The organism is Rhizobium sp. BK377 (assembly GCF_014193935.1).
In the GTDB taxonomy this organism is placed as follows: domain Bacteria; phylum Pseudomonadota; class Alphaproteobacteria; order Rhizobiales; family Rhizobiaceae; genus Rhizobium.
This window is the reverse complement of record NZ_JACIAC010000002.1, coordinates 996,710-1,021,051: the sequence shown is the minus strand read 5'-3', so window position 1 is coordinate 1,021,051 and position 24,342 is coordinate 996,710. Positions and strand designations below refer to the sequence as shown.

23 protein-coding genes are annotated in these 24,342 nt (G+C 60.2%); 14 read left to right on the top strand and 9 right to left on the bottom strand.

Features of this window, described 5'->3' with window-relative positions; translation table 11 throughout:
* The 3 genes from xdhB to FHT92_RS13785 all read right to left on the bottom strand — a co-directional run bounded on the left by xdhB (position 1) and on the right by FHT92_RS13785 (position 4,789).
* Entirely contained in the window at positions 1-2,337 is a 2,337-nt protein-coding gene (xdhB, locus tag FHT92_RS13795; protein WP_183825899.1) for a xanthine dehydrogenase molybdopterin binding subunit, read from the bottom strand.
* 181 nt (positions 2,338-2,518) lie between these two features.
* Positions 2,519-3,985 carry a xanthine dehydrogenase small subunit gene (gene xdhA / locus FHT92_RS13790; RefSeq protein WP_183825897.1) on the bottom strand — a complete coding sequence of 489 codons (1,467 nt, stop codon included), beginning with the start codon at positions 3,983-3,985 and terminating at the stop codon, positions 2,519-2,521.
* 27 nt (positions 3,986-4,012) lie between these two features.
* Positions 4,013-4,789 carry a 3-hydroxybutyrate dehydrogenase gene (locus FHT92_RS13785; RefSeq protein WP_183825894.1) on the bottom strand — a complete coding sequence of 259 codons (777 nt, stop codon included), beginning with the start codon at positions 4,787-4,789 and terminating at the stop codon, positions 4,013-4,015.
* A gap of 174 nt (positions 4,790-4,963) precedes the next feature.
* On the opposite strand from FHT92_RS13785, the gene glpK reads away from it, so the two are divergent.
* From glpK to greA, 6 genes are all read left to right on the top strand, one after another.
* Entirely contained in the window at positions 4,964-6,457 is a 1,494-nt protein-coding gene (gene glpK, locus FHT92_RS13780) for a glycerol kinase GlpK (protein WP_183825891.1), read from the top strand.
* Between the two features lie 245 nt (positions 6,458-6,702).
* Positions 6,703-7,077 carry a YciI family protein gene (locus tag FHT92_RS13775; RefSeq protein WP_183825888.1) on the top strand — a complete coding sequence of 125 codons (375 nt, stop codon included), beginning with the start codon at positions 6,703-6,705 and terminating at the stop codon, positions 7,075-7,077.
* A complete protein-coding gene (locus FHT92_RS13770; protein WP_183825885.1) occupies positions 7,074-8,333 on the top strand; it encodes an RNA polymerase sigma factor in 1,260 nt (419 codons plus the stop codon). Before FHT92_RS13775 ends, FHT92_RS13770 begins: the two co-directional genes overlap by 4 nt.
* A gap of 184 nt (positions 8,334-8,517) precedes the next feature.
* Positions 8,518-9,579, top strand: a complete 1,062-nt coding sequence (locus FHT92_RS13765; protein ID WP_183825882.1) for an LLM class flavin-dependent oxidoreductase — start codon at positions 8,518-8,520, stop codon at positions 9,577-9,579.
* 39 nt (positions 9,580-9,618) lie between these two features.
* Positions 9,619-10,368 (top strand): type I methionyl aminopeptidase, encoded by a 750-nt coding sequence (map, locus tag FHT92_RS13760; RefSeq protein WP_183825880.1) that lies wholly within the window; start codon positions 9,619-9,621, stop codon positions 10,366-10,368.
* Between the two features lie 31 nt (positions 10,369-10,399).
* On the top strand, positions 10,400-10,882 hold the full coding sequence (gene greA / locus FHT92_RS13755; protein WP_183741254.1) for a transcription elongation factor GreA: 483 nt from the start codon (positions 10,400-10,402) through the stop codon (positions 10,880-10,882).
* A gap of 38 nt (positions 10,883-10,920) precedes the next feature.
* Here greA and FHT92_RS13750 read toward each other — a convergent pair whose 3' ends face one another.
* Positions 10,921-11,319, bottom strand: a complete 399-nt coding sequence (locus tag FHT92_RS13750) for a RidA family protein (protein ID WP_183825877.1) — start codon at positions 11,317-11,319, stop codon at positions 10,921-10,923.
* 194 nt (positions 11,320-11,513) lie between these two features.
* On the opposite strand from FHT92_RS13750, the gene FHT92_RS13745 reads away from it, so the two are divergent.
* A complete protein-coding gene (locus FHT92_RS13745; protein ID WP_183741851.1) occupies positions 11,514-12,110 on the top strand; it encodes a TetR/AcrR family transcriptional regulator in 597 nt (198 codons plus the stop codon).
* A gap of 35 nt (positions 12,111-12,145) precedes the next feature.
* Here the strand turns inward: FHT92_RS13745 and FHT92_RS13740 are convergent, their stop codons facing one another.
* A complete protein-coding gene (locus tag FHT92_RS13740; RefSeq protein ID WP_183741250.1) occupies positions 12,146-12,769 on the bottom strand; it encodes a PadR family transcriptional regulator in 624 nt (207 codons plus the stop codon).
* A gap of 162 nt (positions 12,770-12,931) precedes the next feature.
* On the opposite strand from FHT92_RS13740, the gene FHT92_RS13735 reads away from it, so the two are divergent.
* A complete protein-coding gene (locus tag FHT92_RS13735) occupies positions 12,932-14,113 on the top strand; it encodes an MFS transporter (RefSeq protein ID WP_183825874.1) in 1,182 nt (393 codons plus the stop codon).
* Positions 14,114-14,236: 123 nt separating this feature from the next.
* Entirely contained in the window at positions 14,237-15,502 is a 1,266-nt protein-coding gene (gene sbmA / locus FHT92_RS13730) for a peptide antibiotic transporter SbmA (protein WP_183825872.1), read from the top strand.
* A gap of 66 nt (positions 15,503-15,568) precedes the next feature.
* Here sbmA and FHT92_RS13725 read toward each other — a convergent pair whose 3' ends face one another.
* Complete coding sequence (locus FHT92_RS13725) at positions 15,569-16,558, bottom strand: polysaccharide deacetylase (protein WP_183826279.1); 990 nt, start codon at positions 16,556-16,558, stop codon at positions 15,569-15,571.
* Between the two features lie 129 nt (positions 16,559-16,687).
* On the opposite strand from FHT92_RS13725, the gene FHT92_RS13720 reads away from it, so the two are divergent.
* From FHT92_RS13720 to der, 3 genes are all read left to right on the top strand, one after another.
* A complete protein-coding gene (locus FHT92_RS13720) occupies positions 16,688-17,284 on the top strand; it encodes an NnrU family protein (RefSeq protein WP_183825869.1) in 597 nt (198 codons plus the stop codon).
* Positions 17,285-17,385: 101 nt separating this feature from the next.
* On the top strand, positions 17,386-18,069 hold the full coding sequence (locus FHT92_RS13715) for a tetratricopeptide repeat protein (RefSeq protein ID WP_183741242.1): 684 nt from the start codon (positions 17,386-17,388) through the stop codon (positions 18,067-18,069).
* 15 nt (positions 18,070-18,084) lie between these two features.
* On the top strand, positions 18,085-19,509 hold the full coding sequence (gene der, locus FHT92_RS13710) for a ribosome biogenesis GTPase Der (RefSeq protein ID WP_183741240.1): 1,425 nt from the start codon (positions 18,085-18,087) through the stop codon (positions 19,507-19,509).
* Between the two features lie 64 nt (positions 19,510-19,573).
* Here der and FHT92_RS13705 read toward each other — a convergent pair whose 3' ends face one another.
* On the bottom strand, positions 19,574-20,011 hold the full coding sequence (locus FHT92_RS13705; RefSeq protein WP_183741238.1) for a MarR family winged helix-turn-helix transcriptional regulator: 438 nt from the start codon (positions 20,009-20,011) through the stop codon (positions 19,574-19,576).
* A 164-nt stretch (positions 20,012-20,175) separates the two neighbouring features.
* On the opposite strand from FHT92_RS13705, the gene FHT92_RS13700 reads away from it, so the two are divergent.
* Positions 20,176-21,189, top strand: coding sequence for an alpha/beta hydrolase (locus FHT92_RS13700; protein ID WP_183825866.1), 1,014 nt, complete (start codon positions 20,176-20,178; stop codon positions 21,187-21,189).
* 3 nt (positions 21,190-21,192) lie between these two features.
* Here FHT92_RS13700 and FHT92_RS13695 read toward each other — a convergent pair whose 3' ends face one another.
* Complete coding sequence (locus FHT92_RS13695; RefSeq protein WP_183825863.1) at positions 21,193-22,371, bottom strand: glycosyltransferase family 1 protein; 1,179 nt, start codon at positions 22,369-22,371, stop codon at positions 21,193-21,195.
* Between the two features lie 244 nt (positions 22,372-22,615).
* Positions 22,616-23,656: a glutamine synthetase beta-grasp domain-containing protein gene (locus FHT92_RS13690; RefSeq protein ID WP_183741232.1), complete on the bottom strand. Its 1,041-nt coding sequence runs from the start codon at positions 23,654-23,656 to the stop codon at positions 22,616-22,618.
* A 427-nt stretch (positions 23,657-24,083) separates the two neighbouring features.
* Here FHT92_RS13690 and FHT92_RS13685 point away from each other — a divergent pair, with 427 nt between their 5' ends.
* The gene (locus FHT92_RS13685) at positions 24,084-24,275 is read left to right on the top strand and encodes a DUF2735 domain-containing protein (RefSeq protein WP_183741230.1); all 192 of its coding nucleotides are present in this window, start codon (positions 24,084-24,086) and stop codon (positions 24,273-24,275) included.
* Positions 24,276-24,342 lie beyond the last annotated feature (67 nt).

Below are 24,342 nucleotides of genomic sequence, written 5' to 3'. Positions count from 1 at the left end.
TTACACCCTCTTCATCCTCTCGATCGCCATCAGCACGCGTTCAGGCGTTGCGGGCGCATCGAGACGAGGGCAGACGCGGTAGTTCGCCACACTGGCAATGGCCATGGAGAGTGCTTCCAGCACCGATATGGCCAGCATGAAGGGCGGTTCGCCGACGGCCTTGGAACGGCCGATCGTGGCTTCCGCATTCTCGGACCATTCGGCGAGGCGCACGTTGAAGATCTTCGGCCGGTCGGAGGCGAGCGGGATCTTATAGGTGGAGGGTGCGTGCGTGCGCAAGCGACCCTCGTCATCCCACCACAGTTCCTCGGTGGTTAGCCAGCCCATGCCCTGGACGAAAGCGCCTTCGACCTGGCCGATATCGATTGCCGGGTTCAGCGAACGGCCGACATCGTGGAGGATGTCGGTGCGGTCGATGAGATATTCGCCGGTCAGGGTATCGATCGACACTTCCGTGCAGGCGGCGCCATAGGCGAAATAGTAGAAGGGCGTGCCGCGGCCGGCCTTGCGGTCCCAGTGGATCTTCGGCGTCTTGTAGAAGCCGGCGGCGGAAAGCTGTACGCGGGCGAAATAGGCCTGCTTGATGAAATCGGGGAAGGGGATTTCGATCTCGCGGATCCGCACCCGGTTCGGCAGGAAGATGACTTCGGAGGCCGGAACATCCCACTTCTCTGCGGCGAAGGCGACGAGGCGCTCTTTCAACTGGCGTGCCGCATCGTATGCGGCCATGCCGTTCAGGTCAGAGCCCGACGAGGCGGCGGTGGCCGAAGTGTTCGGCACCTTGCCCGTCGTCGTTGCCGTGATCTTTACGCGGTCGATATCGACCTGGAACCTGTCGGCCAGAACCTGCGCCACCTTGGTATAGAGGCCCTGGCCCATTTCGGTGCCGCCATGGTTCAGGTGGATCGAGCCGTCCTGATAGATATGGACCAAGGCGCCGGCCTGGTTGAAGGCGGTCATGGTGAAGGAGATGCCGAATTTCACCGGTGTGAGCGCAATGCCCTTGCGGATATAGCGGTTGTCGCGGTTGAAGGCGACGATGGCATTGCGCCGGGCGCGGTAGTCGGCGCTCTCCTCCAACTCGTCGACCACGCGGGCAATGATATTGTCCTCGACCTCCTGATGATAGGGCGTCGTCGTGCGCCCGGAACCAGGCTGGCCGTAGAAATTCAGCTTGCGGATATCGAGCGGATCCTTGCCGACGGCATAGGCGATCTCTTCGATGAAGCGCTCGGCGCCGAGCATGCCTTGCGGGCCGCCGAAACCGCGGAAGGCGGTGTTGGAGACGGTATGCGTCTTCAGCGGCTGCGAGGTCAAACGCACATGCGGATAAAAATAGCTGGAATCGGCATGGAAGAGCGCACGGTCGGTCACCGGTCCTGACAGGTCCGACGAGAAGCCGCAGCGCGCCGAATAAGTGGCGTCGACGGCATGGATGCGGCCTTCGTCATCGAAGCCGAGTTCATAATCGACGCGGAAGTCGTGGCGCTTGCCGGTGGCGCTCATATCCTCGTCGCGATCCGGACGGAACTTGATGGCGCGCTTCAGCTTCTTGGCCGCAACTGCGGCAAGCGCTGCGAATTGATTGCCCTGCGTTTCCTTGCCGCCAAAGCCGCCGCCCATGCGGCGCACATTCACCGTGACGGCGTTCGAAGGAATATTCAGCGCATGGCCGACGATATGCTGGATTTCGCTCGGATGCTGGGTTGAAGACCAGACGGAGACCTCGTCGTCCTCGCCGGGGATCGCCATGGCGATGTGGCCTTCAAGGTAGAAATGCTCCTGTCCGCCGATGCGCATCTGGCCCTTCAGCCGGCGCGGGGCATTAGCCATTTCGGTTTTCGCTTCACCGCGCTGCAGCGTCATCGGGGAGACGACGAGCGGGCTGCCATTTGCAATCGCGCCGTCGATATCGCTCCAGTGCGGCAGATCGCGATATTCGATCTTCGCCTTGCGGGCCGCACGGCGGGCAACTTCGCGGGTTTCGGCGATGACGGCAAAGATCGGCTGCCCGTGGAATTCGACCTTTGTTTCGGCAAGCAACGGTTCGTCATGGCTGCCGTTCGAGCTGGTGTCGTTGACGCCGGGAATGTCCTTGCCCGTGAAGACCCAGACAACACCGGGATAAGTCGCGACTTCCGACAAGTCCATCGAGATGATCTCGGCATGGGCGCGGTCGGACAGGCCGAGTGCGCCGTGCAGGAGATCGGCGGGTTCTGGAATATCGTCGATATAATCGGCACTTCCGGTGACATGCTTATGCGCTGAATCATGGCGCAAGGACACGTGCATTTGGCCGTTAATGAGCTTGCGATCCTCGAAGGCGGACTTGTCCATCAGATGGCTCCTTCGCGAGGAGATGTCGTTCCGTGCGGCCCCCTCATCCGGCTGCCGCCACCTTCTCCCCGCTGGGGAGAAGGGGATCCCGCGCCGTCTCGTTTCCCCCTTCTCCCTAGCGGGGAGAAGGTGCCCGAAGGGCGGATGAGGGGGCGGCTCGTGCCGACATATACCATCTTCATCACGCCACCTCCTCGAACCGCTTGAGTTCGGCAGGCGCACCGACCGTTTCGAGATAGAAGCGCGTCAGCAGGTTCTTGGCCGCAAGCTGGCGATAGTCAGCGCTCGCGCGCCAGTCCGTCAGCGGTTGGAAATCGGCGTCGAAAGCGGGGCGGGCCGCCTCGATTGTCGCTTCATTCCAGATTTTGCCGATCAATTCGGCCTCGACGCTGCGGGCACGCTTTGGTATCGCCGCCATGCCGCCGAAGGCGATGCGGATCTCAGTGACACGCTCGGCCTCGTCAAGCACGAGATAGAAGGCGCCGAGCACGGCGGTGATATCCTCGTCGCGGCGCTTGCTGATCTTATAGACGGCGAATTTGGCGTCTGCGACGGGATAGGGCACGAAGACGCTTTCGACGAATTCGCCCGGCTTCCGGTCCTGTTTGCCATAGGCGACGAAATAATCCTCGAGCGGTATCGTGCGGGCGCCTTCGGCCGAGCGCAGCGTCAGTTGTGCCCCGAGCGCAATCAGCGGCGGCGGGCTATCACCGATCGGCGAGCCGTTGGCGATGTTGCCGCCGATCGTGCCCATGTTGCGCACCTGCTCACCGCCGATGCGGGTAATAAGGCGGGCAAATGCGGGTATCTTCCGGGCAATGGTGTCAAACGCGCGGGTGTAGGTGACGCCAGCGCCGATCGCGATGCCATATTCACCTGCAGTGATCGTCTGAAGCTCCGTCAGATGAGTGATGAAGACCACTGGGTTCAGGTGCTGCATCTGCTTGGTGACCCAGAGGCCGACATCGGTGGAGCCGGCAATGACGGTTGCCGTCGGCTCGGCCGCCAGCACCCGCGCAAGTGCATCGACGGAGCGCGGCACGATGAGGCGGCCTTCTTCTGATACAATCGAGATCGTATCGGATGCCTGCATGGCCCAGAGGCGAGAGATGATTTCGGCGCGGGTCTTTTGAAGTGGATCGAAGAGCGTGCTCGGGCGCTGCAGGCTCACCTGTTCGGCAGCCTTGACGATCGGTTCATAGCCTGTGCAGCGACAGAGATTGCCCTGCAGTGCCTGTTCGATCTCGGCACGATCCGGTTTCTCGTTGGAGAGCCAGAGGCCGTAGAGGGACATGACAAAGCCGGGCGTGCAGAAGCCGCATTGCGAACCGTGGCAGTCTACCATGGCCTGCTGCACCGGATGCAGTGCGCCGTCTTTCGCCGCCAGATGCTCGATCGTCACCACATGGGTCGCGTGCAGGGAGCCGATGAAGCGGATGCAGGCGTTGACGGATTCATAGAAGAGTTTGCCGTCGATCAGCCGGCCGACCAGCACCGTGCAGGCACCGCAATCGCCTTCGGCGCAGCCTTCCTTGGTGCCCGTCAGCCGCCGCTTCAGCCGGAGAAAATCGAGAAGAGTCTCCGTCGGCCGGACGTTGCCCAAGGTAACGTCCTCGCCATTCAGGATGAAGCGGATGCTGTCGTTCATGGTATTCCCGGTTGTTTTCTAAAATGGTTATGCCGCCGTCCAGCCTCCGTCAATCGAGATATGCGTGCCGGTAATCTGCCGGGCTTCGTCGCTCGCGAGGTAGAGCGCCAGCGCGCCGATCTCCTCAGCCTTGACGAATTCGTGCGTCGGCTGAGCTTTCAGGATGACCTCGGTCTTGACCTGCTCCTCCGTCATGCCGCGCGCCTTGGCGGTGTCGGGGATCTGCTTTTCGACCAGCGGGGTCAGCACATAGCCGGGGCAGATGGCGTTCACCGTCACGCCGAATTCGGCAAGCTCGAGCGCTGCCGTTTTCGTCAGACCTAATATACCATGCTTTGCCGCGACATAGGCAGATTTGAAGGGCGACGCGACCAGGCCGTGTGCCGAGGCGATATTGATGATGCGGCCGAACTTTTTCGCCTTCATCAGCGGGATCGCAGCCCGCATCGTATGGAAGGAGCTGGACAGATTGATAGCGATGATCTGGTCCCATTTTTCGATCGGAAAATCCTCGATCTTTTCGACATGCTGGATGCCGGCATTGTTGACGAGCACATCGACCGTCCCGAAGGTCCTGGCGGCAGTATCGATCAGATCGGCAATCTCTGACGGCTTCGTCATATCGGCCGGGTGATAAAGGGCCTTGGCTTTCGACGATGATTCAAGGTGCTCGACTATCGCTTTGATTTCGTCTTCTTTTCCGAAACCGTTGATGACGACGTTGTCGCCCCTGGCGGCAAAGGCAGTGGCAATCGCAAGCCCGATGCCGCTGGTGGATCCGGTGACGACGACTGATCTGCTCATGCTTCTTCCTCCCTGGCTATGAGATGCTGCATTGCAGCGTAGGGCGAGGTTATGCCCAAAGGCGTCGGGCTGGCAATCGGGAAGTGGGGCGCCGCTGCCACTTACGCCCTTCCAAGCCAGGCGGACCTGCCCTATTGATTTGCCACGACAACAGCATGCAGCGGGAGGAATCGCATGGGCGGATATGTTCTGGCGGTCGATCAGGGAACGACCTCGACACGGGCGATCGTCTTCGACGGCGACATGAAGATCGCCGGCATGGGCCAGAAGGAATTCACGCAATTCTATCCGCGCTCCGGCTGGGTGGAGCACGATCCCGAGGAAATCTGGGATTCGGTCGTTTCCACCATCCACATGGCGCTGCGCGAAGCCAAGGTTACGGCAAAGGACATTGCCGCACTTGGCATCACCAACCAGCGCGAGACCGCTGTCGTCTGGGAGCGCGAGACCGGCAAGCCGATTCAGAATGCCATCGTCTGGCAGGACCGGCGCACCGCAAGCTACTGCGACAATCTCAAGAGGCAGGATCTGGAGCGCACCTTTACGAAAAAGACAGGCCTCATCCTCGATCCCTATTTCTCCGGAACGAAGCTTTCCTGGATGCTCGCCAATGTGAAGGGTGCGCGCGCAAGGGCCGCGCGCGGCGACCTCTGCTTCGGCACGATCGATACCTTCCTTATCTGGCGGCTGACCGGTGGCAAGAGTTTTGTCACCGATGCGACCAATGCATCGCGCACGCTGATGTTCAATATCGCGACCAATGAGTGGGACGAGGATCTGCTCGATATCCTGCGTGTGCCGGCCGCCATGCTGCCCGAGGTGAAGGATTGCGCCGACGATTTCGGCACCGTCGATCCGGAGCTGTTTGGTGCAGCCATCCCGATCCTCGGTGTTGCCGGCGACCAGCAGGCGGCGACGATCGGCCAGGCCTGCTTCGAGCCGGGCATGCTGAAATCGACCTATGGCACCGGTTGCTTCGCGCTTCTCAACACAGGTAGCGATATGGTGCGATCGAAGAACCGGCTGCTGACGACCATCGCCTATCGCCTCGATGGTGCGACGACCTATGCGCTGGAGGGCTCGATCTTCATTGCCGGGGCGGCGGTTCAGTGGCTGCGCGATGGCCTCGGCATCATCGACAGGGCGTCCGATACGAATGATCTCGCGGAGGAGGCCGATCCGACACAGGACGTCTATCTCGTGCCGGCCTTTACCGGTCTCGGCGCCCCGCATTGGGATGCCAAGGCACGCGGCGCGATCTATGGCCTGACCCGCAACAGCGGGCCGGCGGAGCTTTCCCGCGCGGCGCTGGAGGCCGTCTGCTACCAGACGCGCGACCTCTTGGAAGCGATGCAGAAGGACTGGAAGAACGGAACTGAGGATACGGTGCTGCGCGTCGACGGCGGTATGGTCGCTTCGGACTGGACGATGCAGCGCCTTGCCGATCTGCTGGAGGCTCCCGTCGATCGTCCCGTCATCCTGGAAACGACGGCGCTCGGTGCTGCCTGGCTTGCCGGCAGCAGAGCCGGGGTGTGGCCGGATAGGAAGAAGTTTTCGACGGCCTGGAAGCGTGACCGACGCTTCGAGCCCTCGATGGACGAGAAGACACGTGCCGCGAAGCTTCGTGGCTGGAAGAATGCGGTGAAGCGGACGCTGAGCGAAGGGTAGGCTTTAAGCTTACCGGGGCGCAGCTGTGACCTGTATCCTCGTCAAGAGGTTGTCGTCGTGATGGAAAGCACCGATAGCTTTCGGGGCCGCCAAATCGAACAACTCAATGGCGGTAATGGCCGCGCCGGTGTGCCGAGTTAATCGAATGCTTCCATCGGATCTATCAGTTTTCCCATCTACAATTTTTTGATGCGGCCTGTCGGTCAAACGGTTACTCATTCGTCATTCGGAAAGAGGAGCTACCGATGCTTTATGCAATCCTTTGCTACGCCAATGAGGAAACCGTCTTCACCTGGACCCAGGAGGAAGAGGCAGCCGTCATGGGAAATCTCCATGCCGTGATCGAGCCGCTTGCCGCTGCCGGCAAGCTCGGCCCGACCGGCCGGCTGATGCCGACGACGACCGCAGCGACCGTGCGCAAGGGCAGGGACGAGGCCTTCGTTGTCGACGGTCCGTTTGCGGAAACGAAAGAGGCGCTTCTCGGCTTCTATACGGTTGATTTCGAAACGCTGGATGAGGCGATCGCCTTTTCCAAAGAGCTTTCGGCGGTCAATCCGGGTTCCACCTCTTACGAAATTCGGCCGTTCTACACCTTCAGGCCGGGAGAGATCGCATCATGACAGACATTGCCTGGATCGACCTCGCGCTTGCCTCGGCCCGGCCGAAGGCGCTCGGCGCGCTGCTGCGCTATTTCCGCAATCTCGATACCGCGGAAGAGGCGTTTCAGGAGGCGTGCCTGAGGGCGATCCGGACCTGGCCGGAAAAAGGGCCGCCGCGCGACCCGACGGCCTGGCTGATCTTCGTCGGCCGCAACAGCGGCATCGATGCGGTGCGCAAGCGGGCGAAGATTCAGGCCCTGCCGGACGAGGATCAGATTTCAGACAAGGAGGACGCCGAAAGCGATATTGCCGATCGGCTGGACGATTCCCATTATCGCGACGATATCCTGCGGCTGCTCTTCATCTGCTGTCATCCGGACCTGCCGGCCACCCAGCAGATCGCGCTGGCGCTGCGCATCGTTTCCGGCCTGTCGGTGACGCAGATCGCGCGTGCCTTCCTCGTCTCCGAAAGCGCCATGGAGCAGCGCATCACGCGGGCCAAGGCGCGGGTGGCAAAGGCTGGCGTGCCGTTCGAGACGCCGAGCCCGCAGGAGAGGGCCGAGCGGCTGATCATCGTCAGTACGATGATCTATCTGATCTTCAACGAGGGCTACAGCCAGGCGGATCCGGAACAAGAGGCAGCGGCTTTCAGCGACGAGGCGATCCGGCTGGCGCGGCTGATGCTGCATATCTTCCCCGCCGAACCGGAACTCATGGGGCTGCTTTCCCTGATGCTCTTGCAGATTTCCCGCCGGCAGGCACGCTTCAGCGCCGAAGATGAGATCGTTTTGCTCGAGGATCAGGACCGTTCGCTCTGGAACCAGCCTTTGATCAACGAAGCGCTGGCGCTGCTCGACAAGGCGCTGCGTCATCGCAAGCCCGGCCCCTATCAGTTGCAGGCGGCAATTGCTGCCGTTCATTCCCGCGCCAAACGCGCCAAGGATACAGACTGGGTGGAAATCGATCTGCTCTACCGTGCGCTCGAACGCGTCCAGCCTTCACCTGTCGTGACGCTGAACCGCGCTGTCGTGATTTCCAAGCTTCGTGGCCCGCAGGCGGCGCTCGACCTCATGGAGCCGCTTGGCGAAAAGCTCGACGGTTACTTCTATTATCACGGCCTGCACGGCAATCTCTTGAAGCAGCTCGGCCGCATCGCCCAGGCACGGATCGCCTTCGATCGCGCGATTGCCCTTGCCCATTCGGCTGCGGAAGCGGCCCATATCCGCCGGCAGATCGACAAGATGCAGGAAGAGGCGGGGCGGTCGGTGGTAAAATAGGCCGTGTGTCCATGGGATACCGCGTCTTGCAATTCTCAATGAATGGGCATCGAGATCATCGATCCGTGAGAGTCGCCGGCCTGACGCGGCCATCAACTTTATCGAACGATCCGTTCCAGAATTTCCATTTGCTCCGAACCTTGCCGGTCCTTATCTCAGGGGCAAGTTAAACAGGATGCCGACCATGGAACTGGGCCTTTATACATTCGCAGACGTCAACCCCAACCCGTCCCGCAGCAAGGGAGTGGAGGGGGCCGAGCGGATCAAGCATCTGATCGAAGAAATCGAGCTTGCCGATCAGGTTGGCCTTGATGTCTTCGGGCTTGGCGAACATCATCGGCCTGACTATGTGGCTTCGGCGCCGGCGGTAGCACTCGCCGCCGCTGCGGCGAAGACGAAGAACATTCGCCTCAGCAGCGCCGTTACGGTTCTTTCCTCCGACGATCCGGTGCGGGTGTTTCAGCAGTTTGCGACGCTCGATCTGATCTCCAACGGCCGTGCCGAAATCATGGCGGGGCGCGGCTCCTTCATCGAATCCTTCCCGCTCTTCGGCTACAATCTCGAAGATTACGACCAGCTCTTCGAAGAGAAGCTCGATCTTCTTCTGGCTCTGCGCGATGGCGAGATGATCAACTGGCAGGGCGAGCTGCGCGCACCGATCAGCGGGCGCGGCGTCTATCCCCGGCCGTTGCAGGATCCGCTGCCTTTGTGGATCGCGGTCGGCGGCACGCCGCAGTCCGTGGCGCGCGCTGGTGCGCTCGGCTTGCCGGTGGCGCTTGCCATCATCGGCGGCGAATATCCCCGCTTTGCGCCACTGTTGGATCTCTATCGGGAAGCTGCCCGCCGGGCAGGGCAGGATGCAGCGAAGCTGAAGACCAGCATCAATGTGCACGGTTTCATTGCCGATACGACGGATGTGGCCGCGGATCAGTTTTACGGCCCGCAGGCCGAGGTGATGAACCGTATCGGCCGCGAGCGCGGCTGGGGACCGACGAACCGAGCGCACTTCGACATCTCCCGCGGCCCGACCGGCAATCTTTTCCTCGGCGATCCGGAACTCGTGGCCGAGAAAATCATTGCCGCCCACAAGGTTTTCCGCAACGACCGTTTCCTGCTGCAGATGGCAATCGGCCTGATGCCGCATGATCAGGTCATGCGCGGCATCGAGCTCTACGGGACAAAAGTGGCGCCGATCGTCAGAAAGGCATTGACTGAGGCTTCCGAAGGCGCGAAAGCCACCGCTTGACGAAGAGCCTGTCGCTCTCGGGTGAAGCGGAACGGGTCTATGGTTGTCGAGAACGACGAGGAACTTACCAAACTCAAGGATATCGGACGCATCTGCGCCAATGCCATACAGGTGATGGCGGCGGCCATGGAGCCCGGCATGACGACGCTGGAACTCGACCAGATCGGCCGCAAGGTCCTGGAAGATGCAGGCGCGCGCTCAGCACCGGAATTCTGCTACCAGTTTCCCGGCGCCACCTGCATCAGTGTCAACGAGGAAATTGCCCATGGCATTCCCGGCCCGCGCGTCATCCGCCCCGGCGATCTCGTCAATATCGACGTTTCGGCGGAAAAGGACGGCTTCTTTGCCGATACCGGCGCTTCCTTCGCCGTGCCGCCAGTCAAATCCCGGATCGAGAAGCTCTGCCGGGACGGCAAGCGGGCGCTCTGGGTCGGTCTCAACCAGGTGAAGGCCGGCGAGCCGCTGGCCAAGATCGGCAACGCCGTCGGCGCCTTTGCCCAGAAGAACCGCTATACGCTCGTCACCAATCTCGCGAGCCACGGCGTCGGCCGTTCGCTGCACGAGGAGCCGGCCGAGCTTTCAACCTGGCCTGACCCGTCCGAACGGCGCATGATGACCGAAGGCCTCGTCTTTACCGTCGAGCCGTTCCTCTCTCTCGGCGCCACATGGGCGGAGGGCGGCGATGACGCCTGGACGCTCTATGGCGATCCCAAGGCTCCGACGGTGCAGTATGAACACACTGTCATTGCGACCCGCAACGGGCCGATTATTCTGACATTGGCGGCTTGAGGGGCAACGCCCTTCACTGTTGGAGGTCGAGATGGCTGTTGCCTTCACCAAGGAAGAAAGTGCCGAAACCGCATCCGAAACACTGCTGCCGGATCGCGCGATTTCGCCTCATCCAAATCTCGTCACGGAAGCCGGACTGAAGGCGCTCGAACTGCAGGTGCGGGAAGCGCGTAACGCCTATGAGGCTGCGAGCGCGATCGAAGACGTCAACGAACGGCGGCGGCAGCAGGCAAACCCTCTGCGCGACCTGCGCTATTTCGTCGAACGCGTCCGCACGGCTCAGCTCGTTCCTGCTCCGGCTTCGGCTGAAATCGTTGCCTTCGGTAGCACTGTTACCTTCAGCCGCGACGATGGACGTGTCCAGACATATCGCATCGTCGGAGAGGACGAGGCCGATCCGAAAGCCGGATCGATTTCCTATGTCGCGCCGGTCGCTCGGCTCCTCATGGGTAAGGCCGTTGGAGATATCGTCGCTGTCGGCGATCAGGAACTTGAGGTGATCAGGATTTCATAGAGCGCCGCATGCGCTTTGCGCGGCGCTCATGTTTTGCTTCAGGCCGACTGCGGCAGGCGGGCGATGACCTTGATCTCGAAATCGAAGCCTGCCAGCCAGTTTACGCCGACAGCCGTCCAGTTCGGATAGGGCGCCTCGCCGATTTCCTTCATTCTGATATCCGAGATGATCTGCCACTGCGCTTCCGGATCGGTATGGAAACTCGTGACATCGACGACGTCGTCGAATGTGGCACTGGCAGCCGCCAGCACGGCTTTCAGATTGTCGAAGGCAAGCTGCACCTGCTTTGCGAAATCGGGCTCGGGCGATCCGTCCTCACGGCTGCCGACCTGGCCGGAGACGAAGAGCAGGTCGCCGGAACGGATCGCCGCGGAATAGCGGTTGATTTCATAGAGCGCCTGCCGGCCGGCTGGGAAAATCGCGTCACGCTTGGTCATTGTTTTTCTCCTGTAGACAAAAAGGTACCCATCGCCGAACACGCGTTCGTCGTGAGAGGGGAAGCATTCGTGGATACGGGTCTCGCCCGTCATGCGGAGCCGCAATTGATATACGCTCCGTATGTGTATATATCAGGAGATACGCGGCGTATGTCAATACGCATACGATGCGTATGTGAATTTTGGAGATCATGATGACCGCAAGAACCCGGATACAGATGATGGAGCAGACGCGGGCGAAGCTCATCCAGGCCGCCCGGAAAGCCTTCGCGGTTAAGGGCTATGCGGCGGCATCCATGGATGACCTGACCGCCGATGTCGGTCTGACGCGTGGCGCGCTTTATCATAATTTTGGCGACAAGAAGGGCTTGCTGCAGGCCGTGATCGATCAGATCGACGCAGAGATGGGGGAGCGGCTGCGCACCGAGCGCGACCGGGCGGAGACGGCCTGGCTTGGCCTTCTCGCGGAATACACCGCCTATATCGAAATGGCGCTGGAGCCGGAAATCCAGCGCATCATGCTGCTCGACGGACCGGCTGTGCTGGGTGATCCCTCGCAATGGCCGAGCCAGAATGCCTGCCTTCGCACGACGACCCAGACCATGCAGGCGCTGATTGATGAAGGGACGGTCAGATCCGTCGATGCGGAGGCCGCGGCCCGCCTGCTCAACGGAGCGTCGCTCAGCGCGGCACTCTGGATCGCTGCAGCGGATGATCCTCATGCCGTTCTGGCAAGGGTCGTCGAAGCATTCCGATCCTTGGCAAGCGGTCTCCTGAAGGCCGGGGACTGATAGGGCGGCGACTTAGGCCGCCACCCCAAGCGACGTTAGTCCTGCTGCGGGTCGGTCTTGCCGCCCTGCAGAATCTCCATGGCTGCACGCTCCAGAATCCCGGAAATCCTGGCAGCCTCGCTTGTTGACCAGGGATGGCGCATGCGCAGGGCGGAACGCAACAGCTGGCGTGCGGCATGGACGTTGCTGTGGTCGCGGCCGAATTCATCGTCCTCGTGATCACGACGCCGATGGCCGCGGCCATCGCGGCCCCCACCGCTACCGCCTTGGGGCTGGTCGGGATCGAACATGCGGTTAACGAAGGCCATGCCCTCGGCAATGCGCTCCAGCTTGGCAAGCGTCTGGTCTATCATGTCGCGGTTTTCTTCCACCTTCTGACGGCCAGCCTCGGTGATCTTGTAGAGCTTCTTTGCCCCGTCGTTTTCCACTTCCGCCAGTCCGGTCTCTTCCAGATAGGTCAGCGCCGGATAGATGACGCCCGGGCTTGGGACGTAAAAGCCCCCGGAGCGCTCCTCCAGCGTCTTGATCAGTTCATAACCGTGGCTGGGACGCTCCTTGAGCAGCGCCAGCAGGATCGTCTGCAATTCGCCGGCGGAAAACCGGCGGCCCATTCCCATACGCATCGCCTCGCCGACGAAGCCACCTCGAAAACCTCTCATGACGAACTCCTCTGTGCCAGATGTATCGCTCACTATGTCGCAAACATATATCGTAAGATATGTCATTCAAGGGGCGGCTGCGAAAAATCTGTTCGTGAAATTGAAGAACCCATCAGAATTAGTCACTTGTGACGGCCATGGTGCAGCGCGATAAACAGCGGCATGTTGGCTCCCAATGACGACCGCCCGGTCAATCTTATCACCACAGCGCTCGCAGGTGCCGTCGCCATGGCGGCGGCCATGGGTTTCGGGCGCTTTTCCTTCACGCCGATCTTGCCCGGCATGATGGTCGGCGTGCCGCTTTCGGCAGCCGATGCTGGTTTCATCGCTTCTGCCAATTTCGTCGGGTATCTCGTTGGCGCGGTTCTGGCTGCTTACGGCTGGGCGGCGGGGCGCGAGCGGCTGGTGGCGCTGCTTTCCCTGTTTGCCACGGCAATTCTGCTGGCCGCTATGGCGGCAGTGAATTCGGTGATGCTTTTTGCTGTCATTCGCTTTCTAGCCGGCGTCGCGAGTGCCTTCACGCTGGTTTTCGCGTCCGCGATCGTATTGAGCCACGGGGCAGCTGCCGGCAATGACCACGTTCAGGCGGCACATTTCGGCGGCCCGGGGGCGGGGATCGCGATTTCCTCGGTCATGGTGTTCGCGCTCGGTTATGTCTTTGACGATGCAGCCGGCGGCTGGCGGGCGGACTGGATCGGCGGCGCGCTCTTCTGCCTCGTCAGCCTCGTCCTCGTCTGGGCCTTGCTGCCGAAGGCGCCGGTCCGCAACGGGCAGGCGAAGGAGCCGCCTCTGGTCTGGAGCCGGCCGATGATATTATTCACCTTGTCCTACGGGTTGTTCGGTTTCGGCTATGTCATCACCGCAACCTTCCTCGTCGCCATCGCCCGCATGAGCGCGTCGGGACCGACCGTCGAATTTCTCTGCTGGTTCATTGCGGGGCTGACGGCGACGATTGCACTGTTTATCTGGAAACCCTTCGTGCGCCGGCTCGGACTTGGCGGCGTCTATGTCGCAGCGCTGATCATCGAGGCGGTCGGTGTGCTTGCGACGGTGGAATTGCCGCATTCGGTGGCGCCATTGATCGGCGGCGCGCTGTTCGGCGCAACGTTCCTTGCCATCACCGCCTATGGATTGCAGATCGGCCGCCGGCTTTCACCGGAAAGCCCGCGCCGCATCCTGGCGCTGATGACGGCCGCCTTCGGCGTCGGCCAGATCATCGGGCCCATCCTTGCCGGCTGGATCGCGCAAATAACGGGAAATTTCGTGCTGCCGACCATTATCGCCGCAATCGTGCTGGTTTTCTGCGCGGCTCTGGTCATGCCGGTGATGAAGAAAATCCCTTAAGTGGTTACAAGTGCGTAACAATGGGTTGAGCCCATTGCTGCTTTCTTCGAACTGCCTTAATTTCCGGGCATTCAGTGGTTCGCCACTCTTTCGAGGTTCCAGTTCAGGAAAGCAAATCCCCCCGTGTTTCATTCCTTCTTTCCCCAGCCAAAAGCGTTCTTTACTTCGCTCACAATCTGGACGCTGGCTGCGATTCTAGGCTGGTATTTCTTCGCCGCCGATCTTGGTGCTTCCCTTGGATTCACGCCGGTTCCCGAAGAACAGCAGCCGATCGATCTCTCGTTCTTTCTGCTGCCGGAAAACCTTTGGTTTTACGGATATTTCCTGGCAAGTGCTTTGATCTTTTGCGGCGCCTGGCATCTCAAGGCGATGAGCCACCCCTGGAAGATATGGTCGATCTGGGGATCGGCGCTGATCATCTTCGTGACCTATTTCAGCGTGCAGATCTCCGTCGTGATTAACAATTGGCGTCGGCCATTTGGCGACTTGCTGCAGAACGCGCTGGCGAAGAAGCCGGGTATTACCGTCGAGAACTTCTACGATCTATTTCTGGTTTTCGCGCAGATCGCCTTCCTCGCCATGTTCGTATCGATCATGACCGATTTCTTCACAAGCCATTATATCTTCCGCTGGCGGACGGCGATGAACAATTTTTATATGGCGAATTGGGAAAAGCTTCGCCATATCGAAGGCGCCTCCCAGCGTGTACAGGAAGATACGATGCGCTTTTCCAGCACTCTGGAAGGTCTCGGCATTAATCTAATCAATTCGGTGATGACGCTGGTCGTCTTCCTGCCGATCATGCTGGCGCTATCGCATTACGTAACGAGCCTGCCGGTGTTGGGCGAAGTGCCGAACTCTCTCTTCTGGCTGGCTATCTTCTGGTCGGCTTTTGGCACGGTCCTGCTCGCTGTCGCGGGTATCAAATTGCCTGGGTTGAATTTCAAGAACCAGCGTGTGGAGGCGGCTTACCGCAAGGAGCTGGTCTACGGCGAGGATCATGCCGACCGCGCACAGCCGCCGACAGTCCAGGAACTGTTCTCGAGAGTGCGGAGAAACTATTTCACGCTGTACTTTCACTATATGTATTTCAATGTCGCTCGCTCGTTTTACCTGCAGGCAGACAACCTCTTCGTCTATTTCTTTATGGCACCGACTCTCGTCGCCGGGGCCATCACTTACGGTATCTTCCAACAGATCGCGACCGCTTTCGGCCAGGTCAGCAATTCCTTCCAATATCTCGTCAACTCCTGGTCGACGATCATCGAACTGCTCTCCATCCACAAGCGTCTCAAGGCCTTCGAGGCGGCCATTGACGACGAGCCGTTGCCTGCTATCGACCAGGATTATCTGGAGCGTGAGGCGGGCGTTTTGCGTGCTGATGGTTGATGGATTAGGCTTGGTCGGATGGGGTGCCGCCCGCACGGCACCTCGTCGCCGTTATCAAATGCCCGGTCAGAGACCCGACGTCTCCTGCAGTTTCCCGCGTGCCTCGATCATCGGGATCGCTTCGGAATAGCTGACGCAGGCAACATCCGCTCGGCGGCAAACGTCGCTGACCAGCCTATCGAGCGCGCGCCAATAAGCGCCGCCGTTCATTTCCACGAAGTGGAAGCCCAACTGCAGGGGAATGCGGCTGCCAGCATATTGCTTGTCGAAGGCTTCCCTGAAGGCGGTATAGGCGCGGTCCTCAAAGGCGGCGCTGTCGGCGGAATCCTCTTCGCCCTTGGAGTGGCGGACGAAGAGATTGTAATCCATGCCGATAACAGGCTTTTCGCTCGGACCTTCGGGGATGAGCGGCAGGCCGAAGCGGATGATGCCGTTTTCCTCGATCGGCATGGCCGGTCCCCTGGTGACGAGGCTTGCATCATAGGTGAAGCCGGCCTTCTTCTCGGCCGCGATCATGTCGGCACCGCCGCCGGTGGATAGGTAAGGTGCGCGAAAACCCTTGATGCCATGGTCGACAAGATCCTGCCAGCCGGCAGGCTCTTCCAGCCCGACGCCCTTCCAGGCGCTCTTCAGGGTTGCCTTGAAAGTCGCGTATTCGGCTAACCAGTCCGCCTCACTCCACTGTCGGCCGTCGAAATGGCCGCAGGCATGGCTGGATATATCGTGGCCCTCGAGGTGAGCGTGCCAGATATTGCCGAGACGTTCGCGGATCTCGTCGTCGCTTTGTGCGAAGCCGACATTGGATTTTCCGCGTTTCTGATGAGGGGCTTGGTAGGCTTTTTTCGCCTCCTGATTCATCAGGAAAGTGCAGGAGAGGAAATAAGTGAAATGGGCGCTGTTCTTCGCCGCCATCTCGCGGCTCTTCTGCCAGAGCGGATTGTCGTGGGCGCCGTCGAAGGAGACGATGACGAGCTGTTTCGGCCTGTCTGCTGCACCCGCAACGGCGGGAGAAATGAGCGATAAGGCGATAGAGGCAGAAAAAACAGAACGAAACATGGGCACCGCGACAATTTGCATTGCGGTTTTCCTGTTACAGAATTGCGGCGAAGCTGCGGTCTTGCTTTCAATTATCGCCGTCTGCCGGTAATTCATTGTCGACCGTCAAAATAGGAAAATCAGATCATCATGGCTCTGCTCGTCCTCAGCCTCATTCTCTTCCTCGGCCTGCATCTCATCCGCGTCATCGTTCCGGGCTTCCGGCAGGCGATGATTGACAGAGTGGGCAAGTCCGCCTGGATCGCCTTCCACTCGATTGCCAGCATCCTGACGCTGATCTTCGTCATCTACGCCTTTGGCGCCGCCCGCAGCGAGCCGATCGGCTTGCTCTACAATCCGCCGATGGGCATGGCGCATCTGACCGTCACCCTGATGCTGGTAGCAGTGATCTGTCTGGTTTCCGGTTTCCTGCCGGCCGGCTATATCAAGACGAAGACGAAACACCCGATCGTACTGTCGGTGAAGATCTGGGCGCTGGCCCATCTTCTGTCGAATGGCGAGGCCTATTCGGTGCTGCTCTTTGCTGCATTCCTTGCCTGGGGCGTGGTGGTGCGCATTTCGCTGAAGCGGCGCGAGCGCCGCGGCGAGATCACGCCGCAGGTTTTCGTTTCGGCCAAATATGACATCTACGCCGTCATCATCGGTGTGGTCGTCTGGGCGCTGATGATCTGGCGCGTTCACGAATGGCTGATCGGTGTCGCGCCGCTGCCGATGCTCGCTTCCTGACGATTCTGCGATATCCCCCTTACAACGGCCGCAAAATGGAGTAGAAGGCCCGACAATGTGCGTTTTGCATTATGCATGGGCATCCGCGGCCGGAGACGAGAATGGCATTCAACGACGACAGCTTCATTCGTGAAGTCAATGAGGAACTGCGTTCCGACCAGATGAAGGGCGCATGGCGCCGGTTCGGCCGCTATATCATTGCCGTTGCCGTTCTTATCGTCCTCGGAACCATCGGCAAGGTCGCCTATGAATATTGGGACAGCAACGCGTCCTCTGGCGCTGGCGACCAGTTCCTGGCGGCGATGAAGCTTGCCGACGAGAACAAGACCGACGAGGCGCTCGCCGCTCTCGACAAGCTGGAGAAGGAAGGCCACGGCGCTTACCCGGTTCTGGCGCGCATGCGTGCCGCGACCGTTCAATCGCAGAAGGGCGACAATGCTGGCGCGATCGCGTCCTTCCAGACCATCGCGAAGGATAAGTCCGTTCCGGCTGCCGTGCAGGATGCCGCAAAGATGCGCGCCGGCTGGCTGCTGATCGAGAACGGCACCTATGAGCAGGTTTCTGCTGCCGTCGAGGAAATGGCCGTGCCGGGCAATGCCTTCCGCCATTCGGCACGCGAGGCGCTTGGGCTTGCCGCCTACAAGGCCGGCAACATGGCACAGGCGCGTCAGTGGTTCCAGTCGATCGTCGACGATGTGGACAGCCCGCGCGGTGTTGCCAATCGTGCCCATATGATGCTTGATCTCATCACCGCATCCGGCAAGGCGCCCGCCGCGCAGGGCTGAGCTTAAGGGAAAATAATGAGTTTTACGGTCGCCATCGTCGGACGCCCGAATGTCGGCAAGTCGACGCTTTTCAACCGGCTGGTCGGGAAGAAGCTTGCGCTTGTCGATGACACGCCCGGCGTAACCCGCGACCGCCGTCCGGGTGAAGCGCGGCTTATCGACCTGCGTTTCACAATTGTCGATACGGCCGGCCTCGAAGAGATGACGGATGAGAGCCTGCAGGGCCGCATGCGCCAGCAGACGGAAACGGCAATCGACGAGGCCGATCTATCGCTCTTCGTCGTCGATGCCAAAACCGGGCTGACGCCGGTCGATACGGCACTCGGCGAGATGCTGCGCCGTCGCGGCAAGCCGGTCGTGCTCGTAGCCAACAAGTCCGAGGCGCGCGGTTCCGACAGCGGTTTCTATGATGCCTATTCGCTGGGGCTCGGCGAACCCGTGCCGATTTCGGCCGAACATGGGCAGGGTATGCTCGATCTGCGCGACGCCATCGTTGCTGCGCTCGGCGAGGATGTCGCTTATCCGTCGAAGGACGATGTTGCCGTCACTGACGTCGATCTGCCGCAGTTGGCCGGTGAAGAGGGCGAGGAAGACGAAGAGCCCGCCTATGACGACACCAAGCCGCTACGCGTGGCAATTGTCGGTCGTCCGAATGCCGGCAAGTCGACGCTGATCAACCGCTTCCTCGGCGAAGACCGGCTACTGACGGGGCCGGAAGCCGGCATTACACGCGATTCCATCTCCGTGGAATGGGATTGGCGCGGTCGCACCATCAAAATGTTCGATACGGCCGGCATGCGCCGCAAGGCCAAGGTAATCGAGAAGCTGGAAAGGCTTTCCGTCGCTGATGCTTTACGTGCGATCCGCTTTGCCGAAACCGTCGTTATCGTCTTCGATGCGACGATCCCCTTCGAGAAGCAGGATCTGCATATCGTTGACCTCGTGCTGCGCGAAGGCCGCGCGGCCGTTCTCGCTTTCAACAAGTGGGACATGATCGAGGATCGTCAGGCGGTACTTGCCGACCTGCGCGAAAAGACCGACCGGCTGCTGCCGCAGGCGCGCGGCATCCGCGCCGTGCCGATCTCCGGCCAGACCGGCTGGGGGCTCGACAAGCTCATGCAGTCGATCATCGATACGGACCGTGTCTGGAACAAGCGCATCTCCACCGCCAAGCTCAATCGCTGGCTGGAGCAACAGCAGGTCCAGCATCCGCCACCGGCTGTGTCCGGCCGCCGCATCAAGCTCAAATATATGACGCAGGTAAAGGCCCGCCCGCCGGCCTTTATGGTGTCCTGCACCCGCTCCGACGCCCTGCCGGAATCCTATACGCGCTATCTGATTAACGGGCTGCGTGCGGATTTCGATATGCCGAGCGTACCAATCCGGATCCATTACCGGTCGCCGGACAATCCGTTTGAGGGCAAGAAGAGGCGGACCTAACCCGCTTCTTGTTGTCGCCTTGCCGCTTGGGCCGGAGTGGGTTTGCCGGACGCGTCGATAGCCCTCAAGACGCGCTCTTATTCAAAGCTTCGCGCAGCGCGACAATTTCCGCCTGCAGCCGGACAAGCTGATCCGCGTCGCGGCCGCTTGCGTCGATGATACAGCCCGGTACGGTCTCAGCCTTTTTCTTCAGCCGCTTGCCCTCTTCCGTCAAGTGCAGCACGACGACACGCTCGTCCTGCCTGCTGCGTTCGCGGCGGATGTAGCCTGCTGTTTCCAGGCGTTTGAGGAGAGGGGTCAGTGTGCTCGATTCCAGGAACAGCTTTTCGCCGAGACCGCCGACGGTCTGGCCGTCTTCTTCCCAGAGGCAGACCATCGCCAGATATTGCGGGTAGGTGAGGCCGAGTTCGTCGAGCAGAGGTTTGTAGACGCGGTTGAAGGCGTGGCTTGCGGTATAGACGGCAAAGCAGATGAAACTGTCGAGTTTCAGTTGGTTCGACATGGCACGATCTCCAAAACCGCGAGATATTATATCGTGCAATAAATAATCGTAGACGTTTTTAATGCACGGCAGCCATGCAATAATTTCTATCGTACGATAATTGGTCGTGTGCGATATAAAATCGTGTTCAGGACGAACGCAACAAACCCGAAGAGGACACGACAATGTCGACGATCAAGACCGCAGTTTCCGCAGCAGCAATCCTGGCAGCTTCCACTGCCGGAGCGTTTGCCGATCCGGTACTGGAACCGACAACGCAGAAATTCATCGATAGCCTGGCCGGCTCCAAGCCAATCTACACGTTCTCGCCTGCCGATGCCCGCAACATTCTCTCTGGCGCCCAGAAGGGCGACGTGAAGAAGCTCGCCGCTCAGGAAGAAGATAAGGTCATCAAGGTCGGCCCGACCGGCAGCGTCAAGCTGCGCATCGTTCGCCCTGAGGGCGCCAAGGGCACGCTGCCTGTCGTCATGTATTTCCACGGCGGGGGCTGGGTGCTGGGAGATGCCGACACACATGACCGGCTGGTTCGCGAAATCGCCAATGGCGCCAAGGCTGCCGTCGTCTTCGTCGATTATGACCGCTCGCCGGAAGCCCGTTACCCGATCGCTATCGAGCAGGCCTACGCTGCCACGAAATACGTCGCCGAGCATGCCAAGGAATTCCACGTGGATGCCAGCCGGCTCGCCGTTGCCGGCGATAGCGTCGGTGGCAATATGACTGCCGCCGTGACGCTGCTTGCCAAGGAGCGCGGCGGTCCTGCCATCGACCAGCAGGTGCTCTTCTACCCTGTCACCGACGCCAATTTCGACACCGGTTCCTACAATCAGTTTGCCAATGGCCCGTGGCTGACCAAGGAAGCCATGAAGTGGTTCTGGAATGCTTATCTGCCTGACGAAGCCAAGCGTAAGGAGCCCACCGCTTCGCCGCTGCAGGCTTCCCTCGAGCAACTGAATGGTCTGCCGCCAGCACTCGTCATCGTCGATGAAAACGACGTGCTGCGCGACGAGGGAGAAGCCTATGCCCGCAAGCTATCGCAAGCAGGCGTAAAGGTCACGTCGATCCGCTACAACGGCACGATCCACGACTTCGTACTGCTCAACGCGATTGCCGAAACACCGGCTGTTCGCAGCGCCATTTCTGTCGCCAACGATACGCTGCGGGCTGCCCTTCAGAAGTAACGGTCAGTCAGCGGAAGGAAGAGGCCCGGCGGGATCGCCGGGTTTTTTGCTTCTTGGAAGGGATTTGGTGGCGTATTGCCACGCTTTCTTCCATTTCGGCGTGATGACGCCGTTGGCGGCGCGGATATTGTTGATGAACTGCAGCGTCGCCGCTTCCCAGGAATATTGCATGGCAAGCTCGCGCGCCTTTTCCCGCGAGCCGAAAAGCGCCGCAAGGCAGGCCGCCCGCAGATCCCCGTTCAGCGCACCGACGTCGCTGTCCTCGCCGATAATATCCAGCGGGCCGGTGACGGGATAGGCGGCAACGGGAACGCCCGAGGCAAGCGCTTCCAGAATGGTGTTGCCGAATGTATCCGTCAGCGACGGGAAGACGAAGACATCGGCCTGCGCATAGGCCTTTGTGAGTTCCTCGCCGAATTTCACGCCGGTGAAATGCACATCCGGATAGCGTTCTTCGAGTTCGGCGCGTGCGGGGCCGTCGCCGACCACGACTTTCGAACCGGGCAAATCGAGATCCAGGAAGGCCGGCAGGTTCTTTTCCAGCGCAACGCGGCCGACCGTCATGAAGATCGGGCGGGCAAGGCCGAAGGGCTTTTCCTCAAGCGGCATCGGATGGAATTGCGTCGCGTCAATGCCGCGGCTCCAGGGCATCAAGTTCTTAATGCCCTTGGCGGACAGTTCGCGGGCAAGGCTGGGGGTGGCCACCATGCAGCCCGCGCCGCCATTATGAAACCAGCGCACGAAGGCGTAGAGCCAGCTCTCGGGGATCGGCAGGCGAGCGGACACATATTCGGGAAAGCGGGTGTGGTAGCTGGTGGAAAAGGGCATGCGCTTGCGGATGCACCAGCGCCGCGCCGACAGGCCGAGCGGCCCTTCCGTCGCGATGTGGATGTAGGAAGGATTGTGCTTTTCGATCTCGCGGGCGACGCGGCGGTACCAGGCGATCGACAGGCGGATCTCCGGATAGGTCGGGCAGGGAATGCTGGCGAAACGCTCTGGCGTCACCATCGACACTTCGACGCCCATTTTGGCAAGTTCTCGGTTGGTGTTTTCGATCGAGCGGACAACGCCATTGACTTGCGGATGCCAAGCATCGGTGACGATCACCAGCCGCTCGGGCACGGCTCCGGCGGCACTAGCCCAGCTTTCGCCGCTATACGAATTTGACGGACGTTGCAGCATGCTTCCATTTCCATCAGCGTCGCTTAATTCTGGCAACGCACAGCCCCTGGCGGGGTTTCCGGAATGGCGATTCCCGCTCTGTTATTTTGGCGGAAGTGCATGATGAAAATATTACAGCCCTGTGTGAGGGATTACAGGACTTTATGGCGCGAGAGGCCAGCGATTATGTCGGCGATGAATGGCCGCAAGGCGTTTGCGCAAAAAAAGGAACGGCGCCGACGGGGAGGTCGGCGCCCAGTAAAACTTAGGCTGCAGCCGAAGCGAAGCCGGAGGTCGGAACTTCCGAGATCGTCTTCAGAACCTGCGAAGCGATCTGGTAGGGGTCGCCTTGGGAGTTCGGGCGGCGATCTTCGAGGTAACCCTTGTAATCGTTCTTGATGAACGAGTGCGGAACGCGGATCGAAGCACCACGGTCGGCAACGCCGTAGGAGAATTTGTTCCACGGAGCCGTCTCGTGCTTGCCGGTCAGGCGCTTGTCGTTGTCGGGGCCGTAGACATTGATGTGGTCCATCAGGTTCTTTTCGAACTGCGCCATCAGCGCCTCGAAATAGGCCTTGCCGCCAACTTCGCGCATGTACTTGGTCGAGAAGTTGCAATGCATGCCCGAACCGTTCCAGTCAGTGTCGCCGAGCGGCTTGCAATGATACTCGATGTCGATGCCGTACTTTTCGGTCAGGCGCTGCAGGAGGTAGCGCGCCATCCAGATCTGGTCGGCGGCTTTCTTGGAGCCCTTGCCGAAAATCTGGAATTCCCACTGGCCCTTGGCCACTTCGGCGTTGATGCCTTCGTGGTTGATGCCGGCTGCGAGGCAGAGGTCGAGATGCTCTTCGACGATTTCGCGGGCAACCGAGCCAACGTTCGAATAGCCGACGCCGGTGTAGTACGGGCCCTGCGGAGCCGGGTAGCCGGACTCGGGGAAGCCAAGCGGGCGGCCGTTTTCGAAGAAGAAATATTCCTGTTCGAAGCCGAACCAGGCATCCTCGTCATCGAGAATGGTTGCACGGGCGTTGCTCGGGTGCGGCGTGACGCCATCCGGCATCATGACTTCGCACATGACGAGCACGCCGTTGGTGCGGGCCGGATCCGGATAGATGGCAACCGGCTTCAGCACGCAGTCAGAGCTGCGGCCTTCGGCCTGCATCGTCGACGAACCATCGAAGCCCCAGAGCGGGAGCTGTTCGAGCGTCGGGAAATTATCGAATTCCTTGATCTGCGTCTTGCCACGCAGGTTCGGTACCGGGGTGTACCCATCGAGCCAAATGTACTCGAGCTTATACTTTGTCATCGCGACTCTCTCTGCTGCGAACTTGAGCAAATCCTGAGGCAGTAGACGCAAGGGTGCGCCTTCCCGCCAGGGGATGTCTCTTCTAAAGCACGTAGCGTGCCAGATCGGGCGGTCGACATAAAAAATTTACGAATCATCCTGCCAACGCCATTTCGAAGTGGAAGCGGCAGGCGGCTGAATACTGCCGGTATGTAGCTATCCCGCTTTGAGATGAGCATTTTCCGCGTTGGAACCAGATGAAAATTCCGGCGTTGAACCTGATGGATGAAGTTTTAAACAAATCAGCGGAAGCTTAAGCAGGAAATGCCGCCTGGAGCGACCATAATAGCGACTTTGCCTATATCTTATGCAATTTGCATAAACTATGTGCATTGTGCTATCGTTTCGACCGTGAATGTTGATAGGCCGAGCAAAGAAAGGCTATCTCATGGCAATCGGTTTCCATCGTGAATCTGCGACAATCTATCAGTTTCCCATTAAGGCCGTTCAGGCGCAGAGCCGTTTCGAGCGCTTTCGCATGATGGAGCGGGAGGCCGCTGATGTGTGTGACGCTGCGCTCGACAGCTGCTGGTATCACGATGAAGCCGTTCGCAGCGACGACAAGAAGCCCAATTCCTGATCTGAGGATCGAAGACGACTGACCGCTTAGGCGGGGGCGAGCCTGCGCGTGGCCGCGCGACAAAGCG